The organism is Streptomyces sp. NBC_00872, from assembly GCF_045161915.1.
In the GTDB taxonomy this organism is placed as follows: domain Bacteria; phylum Actinomycetota; class Actinomycetes; order Streptomycetales; family Streptomycetaceae; genus Streptomyces.
Genome location: NZ_CP108806.1, coordinates 8,038,520 through 8,064,827, shown reverse-complemented (window position 1 = coordinate 8,064,827; position 26,308 = coordinate 8,038,520). Strand labels below are relative to the sequence as shown.

Below are 26,308 nucleotides of genomic sequence, written 5' to 3'. Positions count from 1 at the left end.
GCTGGCCTCCACCGAGATTGCCCGCGCCCAGCGGCGCCGCGAACCTGAGGCCGCCCGGGCTCTTGCGCTGCGGCGTCTCAGGCGAAGCGTGCTGCCCGGGAGGCTGGCACGGTCGGCCATTGCTGTCGACCCTGCCCCGCTGCGTACGACGCCGTGAACACGTCGATCGTCTGTGAAGCCAACGTTCAAGGTGGCACGATGACTTGGGACGAAGGGCGTGGGCTCGTGCGTGGTGACAGGCGGCAGATTCAGACGGCGGTCCTGGGCGATACAGACTCGGAGGAGCCGCTGATGCTGCCGATGGAGGCCATCGAGTTGGACGTGTTCCGCCACCGCTATGAGGGCGAGACCTTCTGGTGCGGGACTTTGCTCGGTGGCTGCGGTGGTCAGTTGACCACGAAGTTGTACACGGACCGCGCCTGTCATTTCGCCCATCACCCGGCTCCGGACGGGCTGCCGCACGAGTGCGGGCGCCGCGCCCGCGGCGTGAACAGCGCGGATCACCTGTACGTGCGGTCGGGGGCCGCAGCCTGGCTCGCTGGCCACGGCGAGCAGGCGAGCTTCGAGTACACCGGCTCGGCCGGGGCGCCGCTCGGCTCCGTCGTCAACATCCGCTGGCCGCGCGGCGCGCTGCGGGTGTACCTGGACCAGGCGGTGGCGCCGGTGTGGGACGACGGCCTGGAGCCGGTGCTCAGCCTGGGCGTCCCGGTCGACCGGGACACGCTGATCCGGCGTTGGTACGTGCACCGGATCCGCCTGGACAGCGAGGGCACGAGCAGGCGGGTGCGGATCGGTACCGAGGCCTTCGCGCGGCCCACCGAGTGGTTCGCCCTGGAGGAGTGCGAGGTGACGGAGCGCGGGCTGTCGACGCCGGCGGTCCAGCGGATCATCCAGGCCCGCAGCGCGGCGGCGCCCACGAAGTGGACGCCGGGGCAGAACACGGACACGGCACAGGACACCCGGGCGCGGGAGCTGCTGCGCAAGCTGCTCTACGCCCGCCGGACCGAGTCCATCGCTCTGGCTGAATCGGTGTGCCGCGAGATGCCGGAACTCGCTGGTGTGAGCCCGCGGCTGCAGGAGCAGCTGGATGCCGCCCTGCGCTCCGGCCTCCTCTGGATCGAGAAAGAAGTCGGGGCCCGCAGGGGGCTGTTCGCTAGCCTGGAACAGGCGGTGGCCGAGAAGCGGGCCGGGAAGGTCAAGAAACTGTTGCGGCATGCCAAGACGGCCGCCAAAGACGCCTGTTCCGAGGAGGAGAGCCGCGTGATCGACGCGGCTGACGGCTACCTCACCGTCATCGCGGCGGCCAGGAGCAAGCGCCTGAACACCCTCCTCGACGACCTTGACCAACTTCCCCCCGACCCGGACCCGGACGTACTGCGGATCAAGGTCCGTGAGCTGCTTCGGGCAGCGAGCGAGGCCGGCAGTATCGGGCCGCATCGTCAGGCAAAGGTCGAGGCATGGAGGGAGCGGGTACGTCACACCGCAGGCCCTCTCCAGCCCGGACAAGGGAAGCGGCTTCCACAGCTCCATCGGCAAGTTACCCGGAAGAGGTGGCTGGAGAGGCGCTGCCCGCGCTGCGGGGCGAGCAGCGGCCAGCAATGCGCCGTCGACACCATGCCCGGTGAGACGCGGCGGGTGCCGCACGACGAGCGGCTGAAGCCGATCATCGACGAACGCAGGGAACAGCAACGGTCGCGGCGGCCGTGGCGGGTGTACGAGGTGACCTGCCCCGACTGCGGCCAGGAACCCGAGCAGCGGTGCAACACGTTGGGTGGCCCGCACCGCTCACGGGTCGAACTGGCCAAGGAATACACCCGATTGAAGAAGGCTCACTCATAGCCAAGCTGGGTGCCGAGTGCGCTCTGCCCGCCGGATCCCACCAGGCGTGGCGGGACATCCTCAACCGTCACATCGAGGGCCGCGGTCGCCGACGCCGGTAGACGTCTCGCCGTCAGGCCGCGGGCGGCTGGCTGGAGGGCGTGGCCTGATCGGCGGGCTGGTCCAGCTGCTGCTGGCGGCGCCGCTGCTCGTTGCGGTGCTGTTCGACGCGCTGGGTGAACAGCTTCAGCGCCTCGCCTTCCTGGTTGCGCCCGTACTCGCTGTACGGGCCGATGCCGAGCCGGACGGCGTTGGCCTCCTCCTCGATGGAGTCGGCGGTCTGCTGGAGGAAGTAGCTGCGCTCGCGGAACTTGTAGTAGCCGGTGAACATCGCGGCCACCGTGATCGCGAAGCTGATGCCGGTCAGGGTGACGCTCTGCCAGGTCAGCTCCTTGCCGGTGTCCAGGGCCGCGATCGTGGTCGTGGCGGCGGAGCCGATCATGATGAGGGTCTGCAGGCTGTTGTGGATGCGCCGGTACTTGCGGCTGTCGGTCTGGTACTGCTCGATCGCGGTCGTGACTTCCTCGCGGTACAGCTTGCGCCGGTCGTCCAGGTCCGGGTTGCTCGTAACCTTCTGCTTCCACAGCGACTCCTGCGCGGAGGCGAGCTGCGCCTCCAGGCGCTGGAGGGTGGGCACGTCCCGCCCGGCGAAGTGGACTGCGACCAGCGCCAGCAGGGACATCAGGAGCAGGCTTCCGCAGATCAGGTCACCCAGAACGAACCGTCCCGGGTCGCCCGTGGTGAGCGAGGCGATGCCGGTGCCGATGACGGCGGTGAGTACGGACGCCCAGCTGACGGCCGCCCCGGCGCGCCAGATGCGGTCCAGCCGCCGACGTCGGGCAAGCTTCTCCTGGGCGTCGATGACGAGGTTGGTGGTCACCACGTAGATCCGTTCGTCGGCGTCCCGCTTGCGGGCGCGAATCCGTTCGGCTTCGTCCCGCTTGCGGGCGTTGATCAGGTCGTCCGCGTCCTGGATGCGGCGGGGCACGTCGTCGTCGAAGTCGCGGGCCACGGCTCAGCGGGCGAACGCTTTGGTCAGGCTGATGCGGTAGCCGTCCTCTTCCATCAGCACGACGGTGACGCCGAACGGGTCGGGGTGGTCCAGCTCGATGGCGGTGAAGGAGAAGTTCACCGCGGCATGGATGGGCCGCACCAGTTCGCCGCCGGGCTGCGGCGCGGGGGCCGTCCTCCAGTCCGGGGCGACCGACGCCCGGCCCTCGGGGCTGCGAGACAGGATCTGCTCGCTGTAGGGAAACTGGTGCAGGACGTGCCCGCCTGGGTTGGCGAGCACCATGTTCAGACACGGCGCCGGGCCGACGACCGGCAGCTCGCAGGCGGTGGCGACGTCGTGGGTCTCCCAGGCGAGGACGACCTCGTCCGCGCCGGCCGCCGCGGCGATGTCCGCGAGTTCCGCGATCCCGGCGAGCGCGTCCTGGCCGACCTTGAACGGGCGGACCCAGACCAGCCCGACCAGCTCGCCGCGTACCAGCGGCATCATGAGCGGGCGCGGCACCGTCCCCTCGCCCAGCGAGGCGGTGTACGTCTTCTTCGCGACGCCGACCAGTCCGTCCCACATCCGTGCTTCCACGGGAGCTCCCTGTCGTCTGCTGATCCGATCACCGCACCCTGCCACGGGGATCGAGGTCGTGTCAGCGGGATGATCAGCCAGCCCGGCGACGGGATTCGGCGCATGTCCGACCGTGCGGATCAGGTTCCGGGAACGTCGCTGTCGGGCCGTCGCTCGAGGCGGCGGAGCAGCAGTTCCGCGCGGATGAGTGCGGCGATGCCGGTGAGCGTGGCGGCGAGCATGAACAACCAGGCAGCGGCCTGCCACGTCGATTCGGTGCGCAGGACGTGCGGCGTGAGCACCGCCATCACGACGGCGAGCACACTGATCGCGGCTAGCCAGACGTCGCCCGGCGCCCAAGCACAGGCGCCTGGCGAGGTCGCCGCAGCTGCCCGACCGCCGGCGTTCGTTCGCACGGGCGAGCCCCGTGCAGAGGTATGGCGCGACCGTACCCGATCCGGTGACTGCCGGTCCCGTGTCTTTCTGACGTCGGGATTCCGGTTCGGGTTCGCTGTACCAGGGCATCGTGTGTGCCGGACAGGGGTTTGCCCATGTAGAAAGACGAGCTCATGTCCACCGGGGTCTGTAGCTCAGGTTGTAGACCGCACCGCGATTTCCCGTACGATCGTGGTGCGGGATGACGCTTAACAAAGCCAACAGAGGGCCCCTTTCCCGGGCTTCCACCCCAGGTCCAGGGCCCTCCACCCGTGGATACAGCCAGTGAGCCCGGTCGTGTAAGCATCGGCCGGGCTCACTGCTGCCCCGGCGCTACGACCCGCCCACACATCTCCGTCAGGAGAAGTGCTGCACCACGAGGTCGGCAACGCCCGCGAGTATCGGTGACCAGTCGATCAGAAGCTGCCAGACGAGCCCGCGCCGGTCCTGGCGCCGCCTGGCTTCTCCTTCGTCACCGTCATCGACGGGCTTCGTGCCTTCCATGTGGGCCTCCGTGGCGTCCGAGATAGCCCGGCTTAGCTGCCGGGCCTTCACCAAACGGGTGAAGCACGAGGCAGACGCCACAAAGGAACGTCCCAAGCATAGAGGTGGGGTCAGCGCCCGCCGACCGGAAGGACCACAAGTTTTGGGTGGCGCTGCTCGCCTGAGGGCGGGTCAAGAACGGTCTCCACCTGCAACGAAGCACAAACACGCGGCAACACCGAGGCGTGCACAAAGACAGAGGGAATCTCCCAACAAAGGACCCAGTCGCAGCCGTCGGCCCCACAGCGGTCGACGACTGGTGCCGACCGGGGATCGCAAGTGCTGACGATCAACGTGGCCGCCAACAAGGCAGCGGGCCGCACCGTCGTGCACGCCCTGCGGATCCTGCCGCCCGGCGCCGTACCCGCGCCCGGTCCGGCCGACGTCGCCCCGGCGACCCTGGCCGCACCAGAGGTCCCAGAGGCACTGGTGAAGACGCGTGAGATGGCCTCGCCCAGCTTCCACCAGGCGCTCGCCGCGCACCAGGCCGTCGCCCCCGCGCGGCGGCTGGACCCCGGGACCGCGAGGGCGGTGGAACGGCAGACCGCCGCACTGCGCGCGCTGAGCCACCGGGCCTTTCCCGAGCCGGAGATGTCCCCGGACGACCAGCCGGCCCCGATCGAGGTGACCCGAGCCGAGCGCCGCCGCCGGGCCGCAGCGACCGAGGCCGCCGCCCTGTGCCGGGCGCGAGCCGAGCGCGGCAGACGCCCTCACACAGACGACGCCCCCGTGCCGCATCAGCTCGGATGAGGCGGCCGTGCTCTGGAGGCGGGACGGACTGCGGCGGCCAGCGGGGGACTGCCCGTCACGACAGGGCGGGCAGCCGGTTGTCGATCGTTACCACGATGGGGTCCCCCTCCCCGGAGCACGCCCGGCTGAGGACCTGAGCGGTCGCGTCGTAGACCTGTGAGGCCATGGCCCAGTCCGCGTAGGCAACCAGTTCCTCCATGTCCTCTGTGTGCGGCCTCGAGGTGTTCGCGACGCGGTAGAGCGCCAGAAGCATGGCGACCAGTGACCGGCCGGAGAGCACCGCAGCCACGAGGCCGTAAACATGATCGCCGCAGGTGGACCGCCGCGTGATCGCCTGTTTCACGAGCGACCGCCTATGAAACATCGCCAGCCCGCCCTCTTGGAAGTGGGGCGCGGGGGCGCGGCTGGTCCACGCTCCGGGAAGGTGTCCGAATACCACGCTGAATGTCGCGTGCATGGCGATACTGAAATCAGGGCGCGGAGCCTTGAGGACACTGTGTATTGGAACCGGGGGGAGCGGATGGAGACTTCTGAACTGGCGACCATGGCCGTCGCGGTCATGACCGCGACGGCGACCGGAGTGGCGACTGCGGTCGGCCAGAGCGCCGGAACCGCGGTCGCCGATGCCTTACACACCCGACTGGCCTTAACGGAGCGGGGGCGGGCGGCCCTGGACACACTGAACCAGGCTCCGGGGGACCCGGCCGCACAGGCCGCGGCCCGGTCCGTGGTCCGTGAGGAGATTGAGGCGGACCCGGAACTGCGGCGTCAGCTGCAACTGCAGCTGACCGCACCGGGAACCAACGCCACGGGCAGTCTGCTGATCACCGGCAGCCAGGTGTCGCGCAGTCCCATCGCCCTTGGCCCGCTGACCATCAACAACACCCGGGGCGGGCGGGCCGTCATCGCTCTGGTGGCCGCCCTGCTGCTGGCCCTGGTCGTGCTGGCCGTGTACGGAGGCACACGGCTGATCATGGTCGACGACTCCCCCGAGTCGTCGCAGGACGACAGCGCCCGCCATGCCGTGCGAGCCCTGAACGTCAGCGAGGTCAAGCGGGTCGTTCCAGACCTGCCGAGCATGCCGTCAGGTTGGGAGAGATCCGGGTCCCTCGCGGCTGGCAAGGACGAGGAAAACGGGTGCTCAGGAGCCCAAGCACGCTTCAGCACGAACAACTGGAACGACGGCAACACGAGGACGGTCTGGGCCGAATTCACGGTGTGGTCCTGCTCCAGCGCGGCGCTGACCGCGAAGGGTTTCGAGGAAACCCGGTCGGGCGTCGCCGACAACAATAAGGCGAGGGAGATCTCCTTCCCGGAGCTCGGCGACCAGCGTGCCGCGATCACCCACTACAATATCGACCTCGACGAGACGACAGCCGTCGCCCTGCTCCGCGTCGGCACCGTCCTCGTCGAGCTGGAATACCAACCGGTGCCCGACGATTCGGGCTGGTCCAGGGAGTTCGAGCAGTTGGCCTCGACGGTCGCTGCCCGCGCTCAGCAGGTCCAGAACGCCTGACTCGCGGCCTCGTTCATCCGAGAGTCGGTGAGGTCCTGGGAGTCTTTCATCGTGTCTTCGTGCTTGATCGGTCGGCGGCATCGGCCGGGGTGCGGGGGCGGGGCATTGTGAGCCCCAGGTCGAGGTGCTTGTTCATGTCCAGGCGGAAGGTGCCATACGGGTTGACGTTGGACCAGAACAGCGCGGTCAGGCCACGCCGGTCCTCGTCGCTCAGCCTCGATCCCACGCCGGTTCGGCCAGGACCTGCTGCACCAGCAGGGTATGGAAACGCGCACCGGACGCGGAGCGGCCACAGACCGGCTTGCGTTCCTGCTGCTGCTCCTGGACACCTCGGCAACGGGCGAGGTCCGGCTGATCGACGGGCCAGTCGACAGCCAGGGCGGCCGTATCTCTACGACGATCGCGGCTCTGCTGGGGTGCGGCCTGCCGGGTGCATCGAAGATCGCAGATCGGCTGGAGGCGATGGACCTGGTGGAGCGGCGGCGAGAGGCGACCGCTCCGGCCTGTATCAGGGCACCCATCCCGGCTACCCACCAGTAGGCGCTGCCGCCAAGCCGGGCCGCGAAGCGGCTGTGCCGCGCCGCCTGGAGCAGACGGCGTGAGCAGCGCAGAGTCAGGCGCTGGTCTCCGGCCGCACGGTGTCGCCGTCGACCTCGGGCACGGCCTGGTCGTCGTCGGTGCCCCAGAGCGTGCGGGCGAGGAAGTACAGGCCGATCATCCCGGCGTAGATGAACGCTCCCCAGCCGAAGACCAGCAGGAAGACGCTCGCGTCGCTGCGCGGGGAGCTATAGGCGACGCCCTGCATGGTCGTGAACAGCCACGGGAACCAGGCGGAGCGTGCGAAGCCCGGGTCGGCGTACCGGCCGCCGCCCCGGCGCCACGCCATGAGCGGGACCGACGCGAAGCCGACGCTGGCCAGGCAGTACATGAAGGCGAAGAAGTCGTTGGCGATGAACTGGTGGCCGTTGGTGATCCCGAGGTAGGCGACCCCGGGCAGGAAGAGCGCGACCGGTACGCCGAAGCCCAGTACCTCACCACGGTTTCGGACTTTGGCCACGCTCCCGTCGGCCAACTGTCCCTCACCTACTGGGTGAACCGGCCGCTGCGCCGCCTAACGGTCCTCAGTATCGTCTGGCTCGGGTAGCCACCCGCGACGGCAACGCCCGCCCCCCGGCCAGCTACGGTGCCGGGAGTCGGGCGTTGCCGTCGCATCCGTAGCTTCGCCGCCCGGCGGGACGGTAAAATGTACGGGCACCAGACCGGCGATGCGGTCATGATGCTCGGCATGAACAGCACCGTGGTCGATGACTGGTCACCGGCGGACACTCCCTACGCACTGGGCCTGGAGCGTGGTGTCCCTGGGAAGGGGTCTGCGCGTCGCGTCCCGGCGCTACCGCGCTGCCGTCGTTGACCGCGCCTGGCGGTCTGGACATCGACCACATGGCACGAACGGTCAATTCCAGTGTGATCTACGCCACTTGTGCCCGGCGCCACGACGAACGGCCAGAAGAACGCGACCAGTCCGAGGAAGGCGGCGAGGGCCATGACCACGCCGACGCGCGGGGTCAGCCGGATGGCGGCGGCGGGGCGCGCGGTCACGACAGCGCCCCCTCTTCGCCCGCCGGAGCTGCAGACGCCATGACCTGATCGACCGTCAGGAATGTCAGGGGTGCGAGGATTTTGGCGGCCTGCGATGCGAACACCGGTGAGGAAGTGATGACTTCGGGTGTCGGCCCATCGGCGACGACGTCACCCTCGGCCATGACGACCACGCGGTCGGCGGCGCGCGCGGCGAACTCGACGTCGTGGGTGGAGATGACGCCGGCGCGGCCCTCGGCCGCGAGGGTGTCCACGATCCGGATCAGTTCCGTCTTGGCCCGGTAGTCCAGGCCGCGGGTCGGTTCGTCCAGGAGGATGACGGGGGGCGTGGCGGAGAGCTGGATGGCGAGGACGAGGGCGAGCTTCTGCCCCTCCGAGAGGTCGCGCGGGTGGGTGGCGTCGTCGATGCCGGGCGCGAGCCGGTCCAGGACCGTACGAGCTTTCTCCCGTGTGTCCGAGTCGGAGTCCGCCTGGTCGAGTTCTTGTTTGACGCTCTCCAGGTAGAGCAGGTCGGCGGGGGTCTGCGGGACCAGGCCGACCAGTCGGCGGGCGGGGGCGGCGGGCACGGGGTGCGGATCGGTGTGCGTCGCGCCGGAGGTGTCGCTCACCTTTACGGTCCCGGCGCGGCGCGGGCCGGAGCCCTGGAAGGCCCACAGGAGAGAGGACTTTCGGGAGCCGTTGCGGCCCTTCAGGGCGATGATCTCGCCCACGCGCAGGTCCAAGTCCACTTCCCGGACCGCGGCGACGCCCTGGTAGGCGACCGTGACACCGCGCGCGGTCAGCAGGAGCGGCAGGTCGCCGGTCACGGGCCGGCGGACTGGGGCCGGGAGCCGGCCGGCGAGCCGGGCGCGCAGGGGCGCGGCGGCCCGCCGCGCGTCGCGGATCGAGAGGGGCAGCGGGGCCCAGCCGGCGGCCCGGCCCAGTTCGACGATGGGCAGTGCGATCGCGGAAGTACGGAGGATGTCGGCGGGTGCCCCGATCTGGGCGCTGCCGTCGCCGGGCAGGTGGATGACGCGGTCGGCGTACTGGACGACCCGTTCGAGGCGGTGTTCGGCCATGAGGACGGTGACGCCGAGGTCGTGTACGAGGCGGGTGACCGCCGCGAGGACCTCCTCGGCCGCCGTCGGGTCCAGGGCCGAGGTGGGCTCGTCCAGGACCAGTACCCGGGGGTGGGCGGTGAGGACGGAGCCGATGGCGACGCGCTGCTGCTGGCCGCCGGAGAGTTCGTACAGGGCGCGGTGGCGCAGGTCGGCGAGGCCGAGCAGATCCAGGGTCTCCTCGACCCGCTTGCGCATGGTCCCCGACGGGGTCGCCAACTGCTCCATGGCGTAGGCGAGTTCCTCCTCGACGGTGTCGGTGACGAAACCGTCGATCGGGTCCTGGCCGACCACTCCGACAACGTCGGCGAGTTCCCGGGGCGGGTGGTGGGTGGTGTCGCGGCCGTCGACGGTGACACGGCCGTACAGGGTGCCGCCGGTGAAGTGCAGCACGAGCCCGTTCACCGCGCCGAGGAGGGTGGACTTGCCAACGCCCGTGTGACCGACGACCAGGCAGAGTTCACCTTCCTCCACCGTGAGGTCCACATCGCCCAGGGCTGGTCCTGCCGCGTCGTCGTAGTGGACGGTGACCTGGTCGAAGGTGATCACGCTGACTCGGCTTTCCGGACGGGCCGGTGCGGGGTGGGCGGAGGGGCGATGAGCCCGGCCGCTCCGGCGAGGAGGATCGCGGCGGTCGGTACGAGCGGAAGCTCGGGCCAGGTCAGCGGGTAGAAAGTGGGGTTGAGCTGGGCCGGGTCGTACCCGAGGTTGGTGAAGAGCAGGACAGCGGACAGCACCCCGCTGCCGACGACCGCCCACTCCGCCGGCCGCCAGGGGTCCGGACGGTAGGTGGTACGGGTGACGCGCCGCCCGCCCAGCCGCAGACACGCCACACACAGCACGGCTCCCGCCGCCATCGCGGGCAGGCCCAGGAAGGCGGGCGCCGTGGCGTCGAGCAGCCCGTAGGCTCCGGCGCACAGCCCGAACCTCGCTGCTTCACGGGCGGCCAACCGCGAGCTGATGGCCCACCTCAACCGCTGACCGTGACTCCCGGCGCCATTGAGGCGGAGACGCCATGGCCGCAGAATGCAGCCATGGCGAGTCGAGGAGGGCCTGAGAAGCCCCCGCATCAGGGCCGTGCACCCTATTCATACGAGCCGCCGCCCCGTTGCGGACGTCCCACGCTCCTTGGCCCACCGTGCCCTCGGCCACCCGAGATCGGCGAGGGATGCCGCTTCCACAGGACAGGCGAAGAACGCGCTACCCACGCACAGGAAGAAGCGAAGGAGGCGGAGAAGGCCCAAGAGGCCGCGCAGAGAGCAAAACAGCAGCGCGAGTCACGTAAACGAGCTGAAAAGAGCGAGCGGCGCTGGACATCTGGCTGCTGCTCCGTATTCATGCTGGCCATACTTGCCGGCCTGGGAACATGGGTTTGGTCAAGCCTGCAGGACTACAACCGTGAGCAGGGATGCCAGTCTCATCGGGAACAGGCCAACCGCCTGGACGAGAAGGCCAGAGAGATCAGGGTGCCACTCGTCTCCTCCTTTGACCCTGCTGTCACCGAACTCCAGTTGGAGGCTGCAGACCTGGAACAAAAAGTGATCGAGGGCATCGCAGAGCTGGGCGGTACCGCCGCACCCGATGAGGTGGCTGACGCCTATTCCGACCGATGGGCCGCAGCGAATCAAGCTGCAAGCGAAGTCCTTAACCACCAAAACTGCTTCAACCAGCGGGAGCGAGACAGGGCGAAACACATACGCGACGCCCCAGACTCGGTTGCGAGCGTCACGATGCCCGAGCCAGCCCGATGCGCCGACGGCTGGCTATCCCCGTCCATCGGCCGACAGGGCGCCTGTTCCCATCACGGCGGCGTCGCCCCCGCCAGGCCCTGGGCCATCCTGAACTTCTGAGCGCCCCCCGTTCTCAGTAACGTTGCCCCGGACGGACCCGGCCCCTCCCGTCACAACGAGCAAGTGCTGTCGGGAGTCGTGAACTGCGACACTTGTCGTGCATCGAGTGACCGCAAGCGCACATCGCTGAGCTGCACAGGCATCGCGCCGCCCGAACCCACGCGCCGTCCCACCCCAAGAGAAGCGACAAGACCGACCGGAGCCGTTCGGGATGGGTGTTGACCAGGCGGATGCGTCCCGCCCCGGAGATCGTGTCCGCGATCTTCCGCTTGCTCAGGGCGGCAGCCTGCCCCGGGGTGGGAGCGAGCGTCAGCAGTGCGCGTGCCTCGGCGCGGACGATGCCGCCCGGGAGGTCCTTCCACGCGAGCAGCGCCGCCGGGTAGAACTCGCGCAGCAGGCTGCGCACCTGGCCGGCGTGATACAGCGAGGTGAACAGGTCCTCGACGACATCGTCGGGGACCGCACGCGGCTCACGTCGACCTGCTTCTGCCGGTAGGCGCCCCGACGGTGCAGCCGGAACGGCTCCAACGGGTTGTGATGCGCCTCCAGCCGGCGCCCGTCACGGGACTGCGGTGGCACCGGGGAGACCAACGGGCCCTGCCCGGTCTGCAGATGGTGGTCATAGAACGCCGCCAGCACCGACACCGCGTGGTTGATGGTCGCCGGGGCATAGCCCGACCGCAGGTACGGTTTGCCAGTGCGCGCGTTCAATGACCCCGGAGCCGGCGCGTCCACGCGCGTCGCACGGCTCCATTCGACGTTCACCGAAGCGAGGAACCGGAATCAGCGCAGCAGGTCAAAGGCATAGGAACGGCAGGAAGCCGCCTCAAGGCACCGTGGTGGGCCGTCACAGCGACCGAGATCTACCCAGTCGCTGTGGCCGATGGAGTCGACCGGACGATGCTCGCACGGGCGACCGCACGCTTGTGCCACCAGACCATCGCCTGGTCCGACCGCTCCCGCTATCCCGTGCCACTGCACGCAGCCAAGCAACTCGACCTCGACCACCCTCAGTACCGGCGATCGGCGCCGCCCGAAGAGCAGGGTGACGAAGCCGCCGACGAGTAACCGAAGGCGCGTTGCCGGGAGTGATGCCCGACCAGACGCGGTCCTGGACAGCCGACAGAGCGGCGACTGTGGTTGGCGCGGGATCACCGGTTGGCCAAACCGGCGATCGCGCTGACCATAGATAGACCACCGCCACCCCCTGTCTGGACCTCGAAAGGAACCGCCCACGACCCCAGACACGACCCGAAGCGCAGCCCGTCAGGTGATGCAGCGGTATCCGTTCACGCCGCCGCGTAGCTCGCCCTGAACAGTTCCTGCGCCCGCTCCACGTCCCTCGGCGTACGGAGCTGGACCTCCAGGTCGCCCGTCCCGTGGTGACCGAGACCGGATACGTCCCGGGTGAAGCCCGGAACGATGTCGACATCCTTCGGGTTGACCTTCAGGTAGATCAGCAGCTTGCTCCGCTGCGGCGGGCACAGGCAGGCGAAGTTCCGCAGCCGCTGATACGCCCGGTAGATCTTGCGCTCCACGCGGTTCACGCCGTCCCCGAGCCCGAGCAGAGCCTCGTCGACCGCGCCCGCCAACTCCGCCATCGCCGCGCCCTGGACGTCGACCGCTGCCTGGGCAACGGACTGGCGCCGTGCCCGGCGAGCTACCTGCATGCCGCCGCTCACGGAGGCCACGGTCTCAAGCCCGAGCAGGTCGCTGCCAAGGAGCCGGTAGCGGACCAGGTCGATCGAGCGCCGGTGCTCGCGCATGCGTACACGTCGTAGCGAGTGAAGTTGCCGGCGATGCAGATGAGGCGCGGGCCGGTCCACAGGACCTGGGACGCGGCCGTCACCCCGAGCCCGTCGCGGACCCAGTGCTCACCCGCCGGCAATGGACCTACTACTCCGGCGTCCGGTTTATTCCAGATGCTGAAGTTCAACGCAGCGTAGTCAGCACCAAGTCAGCACGGGAGTCAGCACCGTACCGTCAAATCGTCTGGAGTTACGCATTCTTGACACCGCTCGCTCCGCCCTCGGCGGAGTCCCTGGCGTCGGCCCCTGAGTGCAGACATGGGGTGTGCGCGCACACCTTGGGACTTAACTATGGTGTCCCACCACATGGGCCCTTGACCTGGGCATTCCTACGGTGTGGCGACACAACAACCGTCCCCAGACCCGCTCGGAAGTGGTGACCATGGCTGCCTCGGCATCCGCTCCCCCAACGCCCAGTTCACTCAAGCGCATCGTCGCCGCGAGTCTCATCGGCACGACCATCGAGTGGTACGACTTCTTCCTGTACGGCTCCGCCGCCGCTCTTGTGTTCAACAAGCTGTTCTTTCCCGACTCCGATCCGCTCGTCGGGACGCTGCTGTCCTTCCTCACCTATGCCGTCGGTTTTGCCGCGCGGCCCATCGGGGCGCTGGTCTTCGGGCACTTCGGGGACCGGCTCGGGCGTAAGAAGCTGCTCGTGCTGAGTCTGCTGATGATGGGGGGTGCGACATTCGCCATCGGGCTGATGCCGACGCACGCCACCATCGGTACGGCGGCTCCTGTGCTGCTGACCGTGTTGCGGCTGATCCAGGGGTTCGCGCTCGGTGGTGAGTGGGGCGGGGCCGTGCTGCTGGTGTCGGAGCACGGGGACGCCAAGAGGCGGGGGTTCTGGGCCTCGTGGCCGCAGACCGGGGCGCCGGCCGGGCAGTTGCTCGCCACCGGGGTGCTCTCGGCGCTCACCGCGCTGCTCTCGGACGCCGCCTTCACCTCATGGGGCTGGCGCATACCGTTCCTGCTCTCCGGTGTGCTGGTGCTGGTCGGTCTGTGGATTCGGCTCTCCGTCGATGAATCCCCGGTCTTCAAGGCGGCGTTGGCGCAGGCCGAACAGCGCAAGTCCACGGCGGACACGGCCGAGAAGACGCCGATCGTGTCCGTTCTGAAGCACCACTGGCGGGATGTGCTGGTGGCGATGGGCGCGCGCATGGCGGAGAACATCAGCTACTACGTGATCACCGCCTTCATCCTGGTCTACGCGACAACCGCCGTCGAGATGAGCAAGCAGACCGCGCTCAACGCCGTACTCATCGGCTCCGCCGTGCACTTCGCCGTGATCCCGGCATGGGGCGCGCTGTCGGACCGTATCGGCCGCCGGCCCGTGTATCTGATCGGCGCGGTCGGCGTCGGGGCCTGGATGTTCCCCTTCTTCGCGCTGATCGACACCGCGAGCTTCGGCAATCTGCTGCTGGCCGTCACCGTCGGACTGGTGCTGCACGGTGCGATGTACGCGCCGCAGGCGGCCTTCTTCTCGGAGATGTTCGCGACCCGGATGCGGTACTCGGGGGCGTCGATCGGCGCGCAGTTCGCCTCGGTGGCGGCCGGTGCGCCCGCGCCGCTCATCGCGACGGCACTGCTCGCCGACTACGACAGCTCCACGCCCATCTCCCTCTATGTCATCGCCGCCGCGCTGATCACCGTCGTGGCGATCATCTGCGCGCGGGAGACCCGGCAGCGCGACCTCACGAATGTGGACGCCGAGCCGGAGTCCGCGAAGGTGCCCGCGCCGCGCCAGGCGGAGCCCGCGTCCGCACGTACCCCACGCTCCTGACTCCGCCACGCGGAGGAACGGAGAAGGCGGGTCATGGCCGCCGCTGTCGTGCGGTGAACGCTCCGTTCACCGCACGACAGCGGCGGCCATCGCGTGCAGCCGCAGCGCGAGTTGGATCTCCAGGGCCCGCGCCGGTGACTGCCAGTCCAGACCGAGCAGCCGTCCGACGCGTTCCAGCCGCTGGGCGACCGTGTTGACATGGACGTGCAGCGCGTCTTTCGTACGGGCCGGGCTCATACCGCAGGCGAAGTAGGCCCCCAGGGTGCGGACCAGGTCCGTACCCCGGCGCTCGTCGTAGTCGACGACCTCACCTATGGTGCGGTGGACGAAGCCCTCGATGTCACGGGTGTCGGCGAGCAGCAGTCCGAGGAAGCCCAGATCCTGGGCCGCGGCGCCGTCGCCGGAACGCCCGAGCAGCCGCAGCGCGTCCAGGCAGCGTCTCGCCTCCGCGTACGCCTCGGCTATCGCGCCCGGCCGCGCGGCGGGTGACTCGACGACGGCCGAGGCCCCGATGGTGACGGGCTCGCGCAACGCCCCGCCGAGCTGGGCCGCCGCGCGGCGGGCCAGGCCGGCCGCCGTGTCACCGGGGGCGAGCGGCAGCAGCAGGACCGTGCCCCCGTCACGGGTGGCGGCCAGTCCCTGGCCGGTCGCCGCGAGATGCGAGGCGGCGGACCACAGCCGGCGCCGGTCGGCCGTCTCCCGTTCCGTGGTGTCGGGGGCGGGGCCGTCGATCCTGGCGGCCAGCACCACATGCGGGGCGTCGAGATCCGCGCCGAGCCGCACGGCCCGTTCGCGCAGCAGCCGCGGATCACGGTCCGGGGCGTCGAGGAGATCGTCCAGCAGCTCGCCCCGCACGCGCTGTTCGGCCTCACCCGCCGAGCGGCGGGCGAGCAGCAGCAGTGAGGTCACCATGGCGGCCCGCTCCAGGGTGCGCTGGTCGACGGGGTCCAGCCCGGGATGGCCGCGCAGGACGAGCGCGCCGAGCAGCTCGCCGCCTGCCGAGACGGCCACGCCCCAGACCCCGTCGTGGCACTTGGCACGGCCGTCGGTCCCCGTCAGCTCCAGGGCGGTCACGGAGGCGGAGCCGGGGCCCGCGAACTCCACCGTGCCGTCCAGCACTTCGGACAGCGCGCTCGCCACGTCATGGACCCCGCCGCCGCGCAGCACGAGTTCGGTGAGCCGGTCGTGCACGTCCGAGGCGCGCTCGATGACCGCGCTGTGCTCCTTGATGATCTCATTGGCCTTCTCCAGCTCCGCGAGCGCGGAACGGGTCTCCCCCAGCAGATTCGCGGTGTCGATCGCGACCGCGGCGTGTGCGGCGAACGAGGCCAGCAGGGCGATCTGTTCACGCTCGAAGACCCGGGCCCGGCGGTCGGCGGCGAAGAGCACCCCGATGACCTGGCTGCCCAGCATGAGCGGGACACCGAGAATGGCGACCAGCCCCTCGTCGCGCACTCCGGAGTCGATGGCTCTGGTGTGCTGGAAGCGGGGATCGTCGAAATAGCTGTCGGTGACATAGGGACGCGCGGTCTGGGCGACGAGCCCGCCGAGTCCCTCGCCCATACCGAGTCTGAGCTGCTGGAAGCGGGCCGAGACCGATCCGTCCGTGACGCGCATGTACGTGTCGCCCGCGGCGGCGTCATTGAGACAGAGATACGCGACCTCCGTGCCCAGCAGCGAACGGGCACGCTGCACGATCGCCCGGAGCACCGCGTCGAGATCGCGCAGCCCCGCCAGGTCGTGCGCGGTCTCGAAGAGCGCCGACAGCTCGGCTTCCCGGCGCCGCCGCTCCGCCAGCTCGGCCCGCACCCGCAGGGCGAGCCGCTTGGCGTGCTCCAGCGCGGCGAGCGTCTCCGCCCCCGCGCCGTCGGCACGGGCGAGCAGCGCGGGCCGGTCATATGCCTCCGCCGCGGCGCCGCGCGCGAGGAGTTCCAGGTAGGAAGCCTGATCGTGGGACATGGACACAGGATTACCCGTCGTACGGCCGGCTGCGCCAGCCCTGTGGACAACGCAAACGATGTGGACAACCCGGCCGCTCGGAAGGGTCAGTGCGCGGTCCAGCCGCCGTCGAGGGTGAGCGAGATACCGGTGATGAAGGACGCCTGCGGGGTGCAGAGATAGGCGACCGCCTCGGCCACCTCGTCCGGTTCGAGAAGGCGCTTCAGCGCGGAGTCCTGGAGCAGGACATCGGTGAGGACCCGCTCCTCGGGGATGTGGTGGGTCTCCGCCTGGTCCGCGATCTGCTTCTCGACCAGTGGTGTACGCACATACCCGGGGTTGACGCAGTTGGAGGTGACTCCGTGCGAGGCCCCCTCCAGCGCGGCGGTCTTGGAGAGACCTTCCAGGCCGTGTTTGGCGGCCACATAGGCCGATTTGAAGGGCGAGGCGCGCAGCCCATGTACGGAGGACACATTGATGATCCGGCCCCATCCCTCGCCGTACATGTGCGGCAACGCGCCCCTGATCAGCCGGAAGGGCGCCTCCAGCATGACCGTGAGAACGGTGTGGAAGACATCGGGCGGGAAGTCCTCGATGGGGCGGACCAGTTGGATTCCGGCGTTGTTGACGAGAACGTCCGTGCCCGCCGCGGCCCGCTCGGCCGCGTCGAGGTCGGTCAGATCGAGCACCCATGGTTCGACGGTGCCCACCAGCCCCTTGGCGTCCTCGGCCAGACCGTCGAGCCCTTCGCCGTCCCGGTCCACGGCTCTGACCCGGGCCCCGGCCGCCGCGAGCCGCAGCGCGCAGGCCCGGCCGATACCGCTCGCGGCCCCGGTGACCAGGGCGACACGGCCGCCAAGGTCGAGCGCGACGGGAGCGGCCGGGGCCGCGGCGGGAGCCCCGTCGAGGGGGGAAACGGTCTCGGTGGCGGCGACGGAGGCGTCGGCAGGACCTGGTGTGGTGGGCGCGGTCATATTCCGCACCCTAAGCAGCGCTCAGGTCCCGACCGATGTGGTCGGCGCCCACACTTCAGTAGGAAGGCATAGGTTCAAACCATGTGGGTGCGTCCGTGAGCGCCTGCTTGATCCGGAGGAGCGCGAACTCCCCGAGCTCCGGCAGCCCGTCCACCGGGAACCACGCCACATCCAGGGACTCGTCGTCGTTGACCCGCGCCTCGCCCCCGACCGCACGGCAGCGGAAGGTGATGTCCATGTACTGGCACTCGTCGCCGTTGGGGTAGACGACCGGCTCCAGCGCCTGGACGAGCACGACCCGCTCCACCACACACCGTACGGCGGTCTCCTCGTACACCTCGCGCACCGCCGTGACCGCGGGCTGCTCCCCCGGGTCCGGGATCCCGCCGATGATCGACCATCGCCCGGTGTCGACGCGGCGGCCCAGCAGTACGCGCCCGTCGTCGTCGAAGACGATCGCGCTGACGCCGGGCAGCAGAAGGAGCTGGTGGCCCGCGGTGGCGCGGATCTGTCGAATGAAGTCAGGGGTTCCCATGCGCCGACCATAACCGCCCGTCGGACGCGCCCAGGAGCCAACCGGACGTCGTAGGAAACCCTCCGGCCCTCGTCGGAAACCCCCGGGACCCCGGCCCGACAATCCGGACAGGGCCTAACCGGCCGCCGCGTTCCTCCTGCCGCGTACGGAACGGGCCGTCGCCCAGCCGAGGCCGCCCAGCGCGACCGCCGCCAACAGGCCCTCGGGAAGCGTGCCGAGGCGGGTGGCGGGGGTCAGGGACGAGCGGAGCGGGACCTCGGCGACGAGCGCGCCCGGGGTGAACATCCCCGTCTTCTCGGTGATCCTGCCGTCCGGCTGGATGATCGCGCTGACGCCGCTGGTCACGGGGACGATGACCGTCCTGCTGTGCTCCACGGCCCGCACCCGCGACATCGCCAGTTGCTGGTAGGTCATCTCGCTGCGGTCGAAGGTGGCGTTGTTGCTGGGTACGGAGATGAGCTGGGCGCCGTGGGTGACGGTGTCCCGTACGGCCCAGTCGAAGGCCGCCTCGTAGCACGTGGCGAGCCCCACCTCGGTGCCCGCCAGGTCGAAGACGCCCGGCTCGGTCCCCCGGCCGAAGTCCCGGCGCACCATGTCCGCGTAGCCGGGGCTGATCATCCGTACGAGGGAGCGCAGTGGCAGATACTCGCCGAACGGCTGGATCTGCCGTTTGTCGTACGTAGCCGTGGGACCGCGTTCCGGGTCCCACAGGATCTGGGTGTTGCGCAGCGGTCCGGTGTCCGGGGTGACGACGGCGCCGACGGAGATCGGTACGCCGATCGCCCTCGCGGCCTGGTCGATCACGTCGCGCGCGTCGGGATTGCGGTACGGATCGATGTCGGAGGAGTTCTCCGGCCACAGGACGAAGTCGGGTTGGGGCTCCTTGCCCGCCTTCACATCGTCGGCGAGCTGAAGCGTCCTGCGGACATGGTTGTCGAGGACCGCGCGGCGCTGGGCGTTGAATTCGAGGCCCGCCCTGGGGACATTGCCCTGGATCGCGGCGACGGTCGCGGTGCCGTCCTCGGCCGAGTCGTCCACCAGCGGCAGCGCGGCGAGTGCCGCCACGACGGGGACGAGGACGGTGAGCGCGGCGACGGCCGCGGCGCAGCGCGGGACCTTGCGGGTCCTCCGGTAGGCGAGGACCTGGCGTACCGCTTCGTACAGCCCGAAGCCGCACAGGACGACGGCGAAGCCGAGTACGGGCGTGCCGCCGACCGCGGCGAGCGGCAGGAAGACACTGTCCGCCTGGCCGAAGGCGATCTTGCCCCAGGGAAACCCGCCGAACGGCACACGCGCGCGGACCGCCTCGCCGAGGATCCAGACCGCCGCGGCCCAGACCGGCCACACGGGCAGCCGCGACACGGCGGCGATCCCCATGGCGGTGAGCGCGATGAAGAGCGCCTCGATCGCGACCAGCGCGAGCCATGGTCCCGGTCCGACCTCGGCGCCCGTCCAGACCAGGAGCGGCAGCAGAAAGCCCAGCCCGGCGAGATAGCCGAGGCCGAGTGCCGCACGTGGCCGGCGGCCGTGCAGGCTCCAGGCGAGCAGGGCGAAGCCGGGCAGTGCCAGCCACCACAGGGTGCGGGGCGGGAAGCTCGCGTACAGCAGGACGCCGGACAGCGCCGCCGCGACCGGCCTGGTGAACCGTCGCAGCAGACCGCGGCCGCCCGAAGCCGGGGCGGACGGAGTGGGCTCGACGGTGGTGATGGTGGCGCTCACCTGGCGGAGTCTACGGTGGGGCGCCGTATGCGGGGGAGCACGGGCCGACGACCTCGCGCGAGGAAGAGGACCGCGCACGAGAGGACGGCCCCCGCGAGGGGGGACGGCCTCGCGCGAGGAGAGGACCGCGCACGAGGAGACGACCTCCCACGAGGGGACGGCCGCGCCCGAGGACGCGCGCGACGGAGGCGCCCGGCGCATACGCCCAGCGCGTGTCCCCGCGTACGACCGACACGTGCGGCGGCGTACCTTCGCAATCCCTCCACACATGGGCACCGCTGCCATTACCGTGTCCGCCAGTCCTTGTCGCATGGCCGGATCCGGCGGTTGTGGACGGGGCCCGTCAGAGGTCGGGGGGCGACGGGATGGCCGCACCAGCGGAACCACCGGTGGAACGATCAGTCGTACCGGAACGCGCCGGCGCGCCCGATGTCGCCGGCGCCGTGGTCCTCGGTGCCTGCGCCGTATGGGCGCTGATCAGCGCGGCAGCGACCGATGGCAGGCCCGAAGGGGTCCTGCTCGCGGTGCTCGCCGTCACGGCGGGGTACGCCAGCGGCCGGATCAGCGGGTCCCTGGCGCCGGTCGCGACGGCCTCCGTGATGGCGGTCGCCTGGCTGGCGGCGGCGATCGCATCAGGCCAGGACTGGTTCGGCGCGGCCGTGACCGTGGGCACTCCGCCGGGCGACACGGGCGCGGTGGCCGGACTGCTGGTGCTCTCGGCGGGCGCGGTCTGCTGCGCGGCGACGGCGGCCGGTCCTCCATCGGTCCGGCTGGCCACGGGGCTGCTGGCGGTGACGATCGCGGCGACCGCGCTGCTGTTCGGTTCCGTCGCCGGGTTCATCGCGGTGCTCGGGGTGCTGCTGTGCTCGTCGGCGGCGGTCAGGACACGGCGCCGGGTGGCCGGTCTCGCCGGACTCGCCCTGGTCACGGCGCTGGTGGTGGGCGCCTCGTGGGCGGTGGCCGAGCAGGCGCTGCCCGAGGGGCTCTCGGTCTCGCTGGAGGGTCAGCTCACCCAGCACCGGGTGGCGCTGTGGCAGGACGCGGCCGAACTGGCGACGGAACACCCCCTGCTGGGCTCGGGACCCGACCGCTTCGGCGACCTCAGTCCGACCGTGACGCGGTCGCTGGACAGCGACCGCACCCCGCACTCGGCGGCGCTCCAGCAGGCCGCGGAACAGGGGGTGGTGGGGGTCCTGCTGCTGGGCGCCGTGTTCGGCTGGCTGCTGTACGGACTGGCGCGTTCGGCGTGCTCCACCCCCGTGGTCCTCACGGCGGGAGCCGCGCTGACCGCACTCGCCGCCGTGGCGAGCGTGGGCAACGCGCTCAGCTTCACCCCGGTGACGGCGGGCGCGGGTCTGCTCGCGGGCCTGGCCACGGCGAGACCGGAGATCGGCGCCCTTCCTGTGTCGTCCATCACATCCGCGCACACATCGGGGCAGGACGGAGTTTAGGTGACAACCCCGGCGTTCAGGGGTCCGGACCGTACCGCGGGCGGTCGGCCGTATCGCGGGCAGTCGGCCGTATCGCGGGCAGTCGGCCGTGCCACGGGCAGTCGGCCGTGCCACGGGCAGTCGGCCGTGCCGCGGCCTGGCGGGGCTCCGCGCCCTCGGTCAGATGCCCGCCGTGTTGGACTTGGGCGCGAGTTGCAGACGGCTGCGGATGAAGCGCACCGCGGACTCGGCGTCGTCCACCGTCACGGTGAAGATCCTGCCGTCGCCCAGCTTGAGCACCAGGGCCTCGCCCCGGCGCACCACCACGGCCGTGCCCATCTCGGGCCGCCACCGATAGCCCCAGCCGCCCCACTGGCGCGGAGTGACCCTCGGCGCGAAGTCGGCGTCCACGACATGGGCGAGCAGGATACGGCGGCGCGGCAGGCCCATATGACCGCAGCGCACCTCCAGGCAGTCACCCTCCACCCGGACCGCCACATGCACGAACGCCAGGGTGCCGAAGAGGATCAGCAGTCCCGCCGCCACGCACCCGACGACCGACATCAGCAGGGCGGCGTATCCGGAGGACCAGGAGGATTCCACGGCCAGCACGATCCCGAGCGCGATACACGCGGCGCCGGCGGCGGCGAGCAGCCACTGCGCGCGGTTGGTGGCGCGGCCTGTCCAGGTGTCGGGCAAGGGCTCATCGGGGTGGCCCTCATGCCGGGGGTGCTCCCTCATGTCTTGCAGAGTACCCAGCTTCCGATGTGACGGTAGTCCCTCCGCGAGCTGATGCGGCGTTACCCCGTGCACGCTCCGTACGGCCCTGTCCGTACTCCACCCGTACTCCACGCAGGGCGTCCGTACTCCATGCGGGCGCCCGCACGGTCAGCGCCCGGGTCGGTGGTCGTCCCGTATGTGTCCCGGGGACGTCCAGCAGGCGCTCCGCGCGTACTCCGGACGCCCTCCGGAGCATGCTCCGTTCGGGTCAGCGCACCTGGTCGACGGCGGCGAGCAGCCGGCCCTCCGCGTAGGCGAGCGCGGGCTCCGGGAGCACGGACTCGCGTCCACTGAGCAGCACCGTGAGCCGCCCGCCCGAGGGAGGACCCGGGACAGGGCCGAGAGCGCCCGACGGACCGCCCGAGGAGCCGCCCACCGCGCCGCCCGACGGTCCCGTCGGCGTGACCGATGTCACCAGGACCCGGTCGTCGTCATAGCCGCGGTCGTCATAGCCGGTCCCGGCACCGCCGACACCCGCGCCGATCCTGCGCAGCGCCTGCGCGGCGACGGCGTCGGCCGAGCCGTACAGGACCACATCCGGCAGACCGGGCCGCCGAAGGGCCGTACGGATACGTTCCGCCACCAGCTCGTAATGGGTGCAGCCCAGGACGACGGCCCTTACATCGCGCGGTGTGAGCGCCGCCGCCGCGGCCACCGCGCGGTCGATCGCGGCCTCGTCTGCGGCGTCCACGGCGTCCGCCAGCCCCGGACAGGGCACCTCGGTGACACCGACGGACGGTGCGAAGTCACGGATCAGTCCGTGCTGGTACGGACTGCCTGTGGTGGCCGGGGTGGCCCAGATCGCGAGCGGCCCGCCGCCCGCCGCGGCCGGTTTGATCGCCGGGACCGTACCGATCACCGGGAGCCCCGGCTCCAGTTCGGCGCGGAGCGTGGGCAGGGCGTGCACGGTCGCGGTGTTGCAGGCCACGATGAGCGCGTCGGGACGGTGCTCCGCCGCGGCGCGCGCCACGACGAGCGCGCGCTCGGTGACGTCCCGCGGGGTGCGCGGGCCCCAGGGCATTCCGTCGGGGTCGGACGAGAGGACGAGATCGGCGTCGGGGCAGAGCCTCCGTACCGCGCCGGCGGCCGCGAGCAGACCGATGCCTGAGTCCATGAGCGCGATCTTCACTCGGTCACCATAGTCGACAGCGTGTGCGGTCCCGCTGATGTGGGGCAGACTGCGGCGAATGAGCGCCGTTGCCTGGATCGCCATGGGTTCGCTGGCCATATGGGGCTGGCTGTTGCTGGGTCAGGGGTGCTTCTGGCGTACGGACCAGCGGCTGCCCGAGCACGAGGAGTACCACCTCGACGCGGCCGAAGCCGGGTCGGGGGCCGCGGGAGCCGGAGCGGAAGCCGGGGCCGGGTCGGGGTCCGCGGGAGCCGGAGCGGAAGCCGGGGCCGAGTCCGGGACCGCCGGGGCCGAGCCCGCCGGGCCTGGGGCCGCCGCCGGAGCCGGGACCGGGACCGGGACCGGGACGGCGGCCGGGGACGAGGGCCGCGTCCGCTGGCCGTCCGTCGCCGTCGTCGTGCCCGCCAGGGACGAGGCGGCGGTGCTCCCCGAGAGCCTGCCGTCCCTGCTGGCTCAGACATATCCCGGCGAGGCCGAGATCTTCCTGATCGACGACGGCAGCGAGGACGGTACGGGCGGACTCGCCCGTGAGCTGTCCGCACGGCTCGGCGGGCTGCCGCTGACGGTGGCCTCGCCCGGCGAACCGGAGCCCGGCTGGACGGGAAAGCTGTGGGCACTGCGGCACGGCATCGCGCTGGCGCGCGCCCACGACCCCGAGTATCTGCTTCTGACGGACGCCGATATCGCCCACGAGCCGGACAGTCTGCGGGAACTGGTCGCCGCAGCCAGGGCACGGGACCTCGATCTGGTCTCGCAGATGGCACGGCTCCGGGTGGCGAGCGTGTGGGAGAAACTCGTCGTACCGGCGTTCGTTTACTTCTTCGCGCAGCTCTATCCGTTCCGCTGGGTCAACCGTCCCGGCCGCCGTACAGCGGCGGCGGCGGGCGGTTGTGTCCTCCTCCGTACGGAGGCCGCCGTACGCGCACAGGTGCCCGAGTCGATCCATCAGGCCGTGATCGACGATGTGTCACTGGCGCGGGCGGTACAGCGCAGTGGGGGCCGCATCTGGCTCGGTCTCGCCGAGCGGGTGGACAGTGTGCGTCCTTATCCACGGCTGGCCGATCTCTGGCGGATGGTCTCACGCAGCGCCTACGCACAGCTCAGGCACAATCCGCTGGTGCTCCTCGGGACGGTGGCGGGTCTCGCGCTGATCTATCTGGCGCCGCCGGTCGCCCTGGGCACGGGTGTACTCGGCGGGGACACGGCGGCGGGGTGGTTGGGTCTCGCCGCGTGGGCGGTGATGACGGGGACGTACATCCCGATGCTGCGCTACTACCGGCAGTCGCTCTGGCTGGCCCCGCTCCTGCCGCTCACGGCGTCGCTCTACCTGCTGATGACGGTCGACTCCGCCGTACAGCACTACCGGGGCCGCGGCGCGGCCTGGAAGGGCCGTACGTACTCCCGTCCGCAGGCCGCTCCGGACCGCTGACGCACGCGATCGAAGCGGCCCGGGAGCGGCACGGAGCGGCACGGGGGCCGCCCTCAGCGGTCCGGTCCGGAGCGGACGTACATGTACGCGCGTCCGCGCGTACGTCACTTCCTGCCGGGCGTCCAGTTCATGCCCCAGCCATAGGCGTAATCGATGGTCCGCTGCGGACTGACGCCGCGTTCCGGTACGAGAAAGCGCGCTTCGCGCTGGACCACGAGGTCCGAGCCGGTATTGGTGATCAGCGCCAGTGAGCAGACCGTGGAGGGCACGGTGCATTCACCGAGTGAGAAGTCGATCGCGGCACCGTGCTGCGGCTGGAGAGTGACCGTCGCGTCAAGATCCGCGAAACTGCGGGCGCCTTCATAGATCGTCACGAAGATGACGATCCTGCGCAGCCGGTCCTTGTGATCGAGGTTGATGGTGAGGTTCTCACCACTGGCACTCCCGCCCGTACGGTCGTCGCCGTCGAGATGGATGTACGGCGGCTGGTTGAGCGCGCCGAAGGCATTGCCGAGTGCCTGGACGACGCCTTTGCGGCCGTCGGTGAGTTCATAGAGAGCGCACAGGTCGAGATCGAGATCGCCATGCATGGCGACGGCCCGGCCGAGTTTGGCGCCCCAGCCCTTGAACTGTTTGCGCACCTGCCAGTTGAGGTTGACGCGCATCGCGCCGGAGCTGCCGCCCTGCTTGGCGAGGGAGACGGTCGGGGCTTCCTTGGTCAGCGTCACCTTGCTGAGCCGTACGGGGGCGGGAGGCGCGACGGGCGGAGCCAGCGGCACGGTCCGGGCGGGCGCGGCGGGCGGCACGGTCCGGGCGGGCGCCGTGGGTACCGTGGCCGCCGCGGGTGCCGTGGCCGCCGCAGCCGCGGACCGCTGCACCGGTTCGTCGACCGAGATACCGAAGTCCGTTGCCAGACCCGCGAGTCCGCTGCCGTACCCCTGCCCCACCGCGCGGAACTTCCAGCTCCCCTGGCGGCGGTACAGTTCCCCCAGGACGAACGCCGTCTCGACGGTCGCGTCCTGGCTGTCGTACCGCGCGATCTCGGTGCCCGACGCCGCGTCCAGCACCCGTACATGGAGCCCCGGCACCTGTCCGAAGCTGCCGCCGTCGGCGGACGCCGCCAGGACGATCCGCTCGACGGCGGGCTCCACGCGCGCGAGATCGACCGTGAGGCTGTCCGTGACCCCGGCTCCCCCGCTCGCCTTGTTCTCGTGGCGTACGGCGCCCGACGCGTGCACCGGCTGGTTGTAGAAGACGAAGTCGGCGTCGGAGCGGACCCGTCCCGAGACGAGCAGCAGCGCCGACGCGTCCACGTCCGGTACGCCGGGTCCCGAACGCCATCCCAATTCAACTCGGACAGCAGGCGCCGGTACCGGCAGATTGGCTCCTTTAAGCATGGCCATGCTCGCCCCCATCGCGGGTCGGGGTGTCCGAAGATTTCGTGCCGCCAACCTAATGGTAGGAACGCCGTTCGGACCCCGCGAGACCCGCCGGTAACCCCCCGCTAGCCTGCCCTTTACACGATCTGAACACCTTCGGACGACCGTT

23 protein-coding genes and 3 pseudogenes are annotated in these 26,308 nt (G+C 70.5%); 9 read left to right on the top strand and 17 right to left on the bottom strand.

The window, feature by feature from the left end; all coding sequences use genetic code 11:
- Positions 1–153 precede the first annotated feature (153 nt).
- Positions 154–1,839, top strand: coding sequence for a hypothetical protein (locus tag OG214_RS34475; protein ID WP_405986941.1), 1,686 nt, complete (start codon positions 154–156; stop codon positions 1,837–1,839).
- 112 nt (positions 1,840–1,951) lie between these two features.
- Here the strand turns inward: OG214_RS34475 and OG214_RS34470 are convergent, their stop codons facing one another.
- The 4 genes from OG214_RS34470 to OG214_RS34455 all read right to left on the bottom strand — a co-directional run bounded on the left by OG214_RS34470 (position 1,952) and on the right by OG214_RS34455 (position 4,384).
- Entirely contained in the window at positions 1,952–2,890 is a 939-nt protein-coding gene (locus OG214_RS34470; RefSeq protein WP_405986940.1) for a DUF4231 domain-containing protein, read from the bottom strand.
- 3 nt (positions 2,891–2,893) lie between these two features.
- Positions 2,894–3,454, bottom strand: coding sequence for a hypothetical protein (locus OG214_RS34465; protein ID WP_405987692.1), 561 nt, complete (start codon positions 3,452–3,454; stop codon positions 2,894–2,896).
- A gap of 131 nt (positions 3,455–3,585) precedes the next feature.
- Positions 3,586–3,768: a hypothetical protein gene (locus OG214_RS34460; RefSeq protein WP_405986939.1), complete on the bottom strand. Its 183-nt coding sequence runs from the start codon at positions 3,766–3,768 to the stop codon at positions 3,586–3,588.
- A gap of 469 nt (positions 3,769–4,237) precedes the next feature.
- Positions 4,238–4,384, bottom strand: a complete 147-nt coding sequence (locus tag OG214_RS34455; protein WP_405986938.1) for a hypothetical protein — start codon at positions 4,382–4,384, stop codon at positions 4,238–4,240.
- A gap of 318 nt (positions 4,385–4,702) precedes the next feature.
- On the opposite strand from OG214_RS34455, the gene OG214_RS34450 reads away from it, so the two are divergent.
- Positions 4,703–5,173, top strand: a complete 471-nt coding sequence (locus tag OG214_RS34450; protein ID WP_405986937.1) for a hypothetical protein — start codon at positions 4,703–4,705, stop codon at positions 5,171–5,173.
- A 55-nt stretch (positions 5,174–5,228) separates the two neighbouring features.
- On the opposite strand, the gene OG214_RS34445 is transcribed toward OG214_RS34450, so the two are convergent.
- Positions 5,229–5,516, bottom strand: a complete 288-nt coding sequence (locus OG214_RS34445) for a hypothetical protein (RefSeq protein ID WP_405986936.1) — start codon at positions 5,514–5,516, stop codon at positions 5,229–5,231.
- Positions 5,517–5,693: 177 nt separating this feature from the next.
- Here OG214_RS34445 and OG214_RS34440 point away from each other — a divergent pair, with 177 nt between their 5' ends.
- Positions 5,694–6,689, top strand: a complete 996-nt coding sequence (locus OG214_RS34440) for a hypothetical protein (protein WP_405986935.1) — start codon at positions 5,694–5,696, stop codon at positions 6,687–6,689.
- 261 nt (positions 6,690–6,950) lie between these two features.
- On the top strand, positions 6,951–7,229 hold the full coding sequence (locus OG214_RS34435; RefSeq protein ID WP_405986934.1) for a hypothetical protein: 279 nt from the start codon (positions 6,951–6,953) through the stop codon (positions 7,227–7,229).
- Positions 7,230–7,302: 73 nt separating this feature from the next.
- Here OG214_RS34435 and OG214_RS34430 read toward each other — a convergent pair whose 3' ends face one another.
- The 4 genes and pseudogenes from OG214_RS34430 to OG214_RS34415 all read right to left on the bottom strand — a co-directional run.
- A complete protein-coding gene (locus tag OG214_RS34430) occupies positions 7,303–7,746 on the bottom strand; it encodes a hypothetical protein (protein WP_405986933.1) in 444 nt (147 codons plus the stop codon).
- A 407-nt stretch (positions 7,747–8,153) separates the two neighbouring features.
- Positions 8,154–8,288, bottom strand: a pseudogene (locus tag OG214_RS34425) (ECF transporter S component); the annotation flags it as partial.
- Positions 8,285–9,934: an ABC transporter ATP-binding protein gene (locus OG214_RS34420; protein ID WP_405986932.1), complete on the bottom strand. Its 1,650-nt coding sequence runs from the start codon at positions 9,932–9,934 to the stop codon at positions 8,285–8,287. The pseudogene OG214_RS34425 and the gene OG214_RS34420, both read right to left, overlap by 4 nt.
- Positions 9,931–10,308, bottom strand: a pseudogene (locus OG214_RS34415) (energy-coupling factor transporter transmembrane protein EcfT); the annotation flags it as partial. The gene OG214_RS34420 and the pseudogene OG214_RS34415, both read right to left, overlap by 4 nt.
- A 414-nt stretch (positions 10,309–10,722) precedes the next feature.
- Here OG214_RS34415 and OG214_RS34410 point away from each other — a divergent pair.
- Both OG214_RS34410 and OG214_RS34405 read left to right on the top strand, forming a co-directional pair.
- Positions 10,723–11,235, top strand: a complete 513-nt coding sequence (locus tag OG214_RS34410) for a DUF3761 domain-containing protein (protein WP_405986931.1) — start codon at positions 10,723–10,725, stop codon at positions 11,233–11,235.
- An 804-nt stretch (positions 11,236–12,039) separates the two neighbouring features.
- Complete coding sequence (locus OG214_RS34405; protein ID WP_405987691.1) at positions 12,040–12,303, top strand: RNaseH domain-containing protein; 264 nt, start codon at positions 12,040–12,042, stop codon at positions 12,301–12,303.
- Between the two features lie 221 nt (positions 12,304–12,524).
- On the opposite strand, the pseudogene OG214_RS34400 reads toward OG214_RS34405, so the two are convergent.
- A pseudogene (locus OG214_RS34400) lies at positions 12,525–13,111 on the bottom strand (DUF5655 domain-containing protein); the annotation flags it as partial.
- A 314-nt stretch (positions 13,112–13,425) separates the two neighbouring features.
- Between OG214_RS34400 and OG214_RS34395 the strand changes: the two are divergent.
- Positions 13,426–14,826, top strand: coding sequence for an MFS transporter (locus tag OG214_RS34395; RefSeq protein ID WP_405986930.1), 1,401 nt, complete (start codon positions 13,426–13,428; stop codon positions 14,824–14,826).
- 66 nt (positions 14,827–14,892) lie between these two features.
- Here the strand turns inward: OG214_RS34395 and OG214_RS34390 are convergent, their stop codons facing one another.
- The 4 genes from OG214_RS34390 to lnt form a co-directional block, all read right to left on the bottom strand.
- Positions 14,893–16,785 (bottom strand): GAF domain-containing protein, encoded by a 1,893-nt coding sequence (locus tag OG214_RS34390; RefSeq protein WP_365906891.1) that lies wholly within the window; start codon positions 16,783–16,785, stop codon positions 14,893–14,895.
- A gap of 86 nt (positions 16,786–16,871) precedes the next feature.
- On the bottom strand, positions 16,872–17,738 hold the full coding sequence (locus tag OG214_RS34385; protein ID WP_405986929.1) for a 3-hydroxybutyrate dehydrogenase: 867 nt from the start codon (positions 17,736–17,738) through the stop codon (positions 16,872–16,874).
- 55 nt (positions 17,739–17,793) lie between these two features.
- Positions 17,794–18,273, bottom strand: coding sequence for an NUDIX domain-containing protein (locus tag OG214_RS34380; protein ID WP_363083645.1), 480 nt, complete (start codon positions 18,271–18,273; stop codon positions 17,794–17,796).
- 114 nt (positions 18,274–18,387) lie between these two features.
- Complete coding sequence (gene lnt, locus OG214_RS34375) at positions 18,388–19,992, bottom strand: apolipoprotein N-acyltransferase (RefSeq protein WP_405986928.1); 1,605 nt, start codon at positions 19,990–19,992, stop codon at positions 18,388–18,390.
- A gap of 365 nt (positions 19,993–20,357) precedes the next feature.
- Here lnt and OG214_RS34370 point away from each other — a divergent pair, with 365 nt between their 5' ends.
- Complete coding sequence (locus OG214_RS34370; RefSeq protein ID WP_405986927.1) at positions 20,358–21,443, top strand: O-antigen ligase family protein; 1,086 nt, start codon at positions 20,358–20,360, stop codon at positions 21,441–21,443.
- A 159-nt stretch (positions 21,444–21,602) separates the two neighbouring features.
- On the opposite strand, the gene OG214_RS34365 is transcribed toward OG214_RS34370, so the two are convergent.
- Together OG214_RS34365 and OG214_RS34360 are read right to left on the bottom strand one after the other, a co-directional pair.
- Positions 21,603–22,163: a hypothetical protein gene (locus tag OG214_RS34365; protein ID WP_363083642.1), complete on the bottom strand. Its 561-nt coding sequence runs from the start codon at positions 22,161–22,163 to the stop codon at positions 21,603–21,605.
- A gap of 247 nt (positions 22,164–22,410) precedes the next feature.
- Entirely contained in the window at positions 22,411–23,331 is a 921-nt protein-coding gene (locus tag OG214_RS34360; protein ID WP_405986926.1) for a glutamate racemase, read from the bottom strand.
- A 58-nt stretch (positions 23,332–23,389) separates the two neighbouring features.
- On the opposite strand from OG214_RS34360, the gene OG214_RS34355 reads away from it, so the two are divergent.
- Positions 23,390–24,760: a glycosyltransferase gene (locus OG214_RS34355; protein ID WP_405986925.1), complete on the top strand. Its 1,371-nt coding sequence runs from the start codon at positions 23,390–23,392 to the stop codon at positions 24,758–24,760.
- 104 nt (positions 24,761–24,864) lie between these two features.
- Here the strand turns inward: OG214_RS34355 and OG214_RS34350 are convergent, their stop codons facing one another.
- Positions 24,865–26,163, bottom strand: a complete 1,299-nt coding sequence (locus OG214_RS34350; protein ID WP_405986924.1) for a TerD family protein — start codon at positions 26,161–26,163, stop codon at positions 24,865–24,867.
- Positions 26,164–26,308 lie beyond the last annotated feature (145 nt).

What these genes read in the sequence shown, in the direction of transcription:
- OG214_RS34410 (WP_405986931.1), top strand. Translation starts at nt 10,723, where the DNA reads ATGCTGGCCATACTTGCCGGCCTGGGAACATGGGTTTGGTCAAGCCTG.
- OG214_RS34380 (WP_363083645.1), bottom strand. Translation starts at nt 18,273, where the DNA reads ATGGGAACCCCTGACTTCATTCGACAGATCCGCGCCACCGCGGGCCAC.
- OG214_RS34370 (WP_405986927.1), top strand. Translation starts at nt 20,358, where the DNA reads ATGGCCGCACCAGCGGAACCACCGGTGGAACGATCAGTCGTACCGGAA.
- OG214_RS34440 (WP_405986935.1), top strand. Translation starts at nt 5,694, where the DNA reads ATGGAGACTTCTGAACTGGCGACCATGGCCGTCGCGGTCATGACCGCG.
- OG214_RS34355 (WP_405986925.1), top strand. Translation starts at nt 23,390, where the DNA reads ATGAGCGCCGTTGCCTGGATCGCCATGGGTTCGCTGGCCATATGGGGC.
- OG214_RS34455 (WP_405986938.1), bottom strand. Translation starts at nt 4,384, where the DNA reads ATGGAAGGCACGAAGCCCGTCGATGACGGTGACGAAGGAGAAGCCAGG.
- OG214_RS34395 (WP_405986930.1), top strand. Translation starts at nt 13,426, where the DNA reads ATGGCTGCCTCGGCATCCGCTCCCCCAACGCCCAGTTCACTCAAGCGC.
- OG214_RS34350 (WP_405986924.1), bottom strand. Translation starts at nt 26,163, where the DNA reads ATGGCCATGCTTAAAGGAGCCAATCTGCCGGTACCGGCGCCTGCTGTC.
- OG214_RS34390 (WP_365906891.1), bottom strand. Translation starts at nt 16,785, where the DNA reads ATGTCCCACGATCAGGCTTCCTACCTGGAACTCCTCGCGCGCGGCGCC.
- OG214_RS34365 (WP_363083642.1), bottom strand. Translation starts at nt 22,163, where the DNA reads ATGAGGGAGCACCCCCGGCATGAGGGCCACCCCGATGAGCCCTTGCCC.
- OG214_RS34465 (WP_405987692.1), bottom strand. Translation starts at nt 3,454, where the DNA reads ATGTGGGACGGACTGGTCGGCGTCGCGAAGAAGACGTACACCGCCTCG.
- OG214_RS34385 (WP_405986929.1), bottom strand. Translation starts at nt 17,738, where the DNA reads ATGACCGCGCCCACCACACCAGGTCCTGCCGACGCCTCCGTCGCCGCC.
- OG214_RS34435 (WP_405986934.1), top strand. Translation starts at nt 6,951, where the DNA reads ATGGAAACGCGCACCGGACGCGGAGCGGCCACAGACCGGCTTGCGTTC.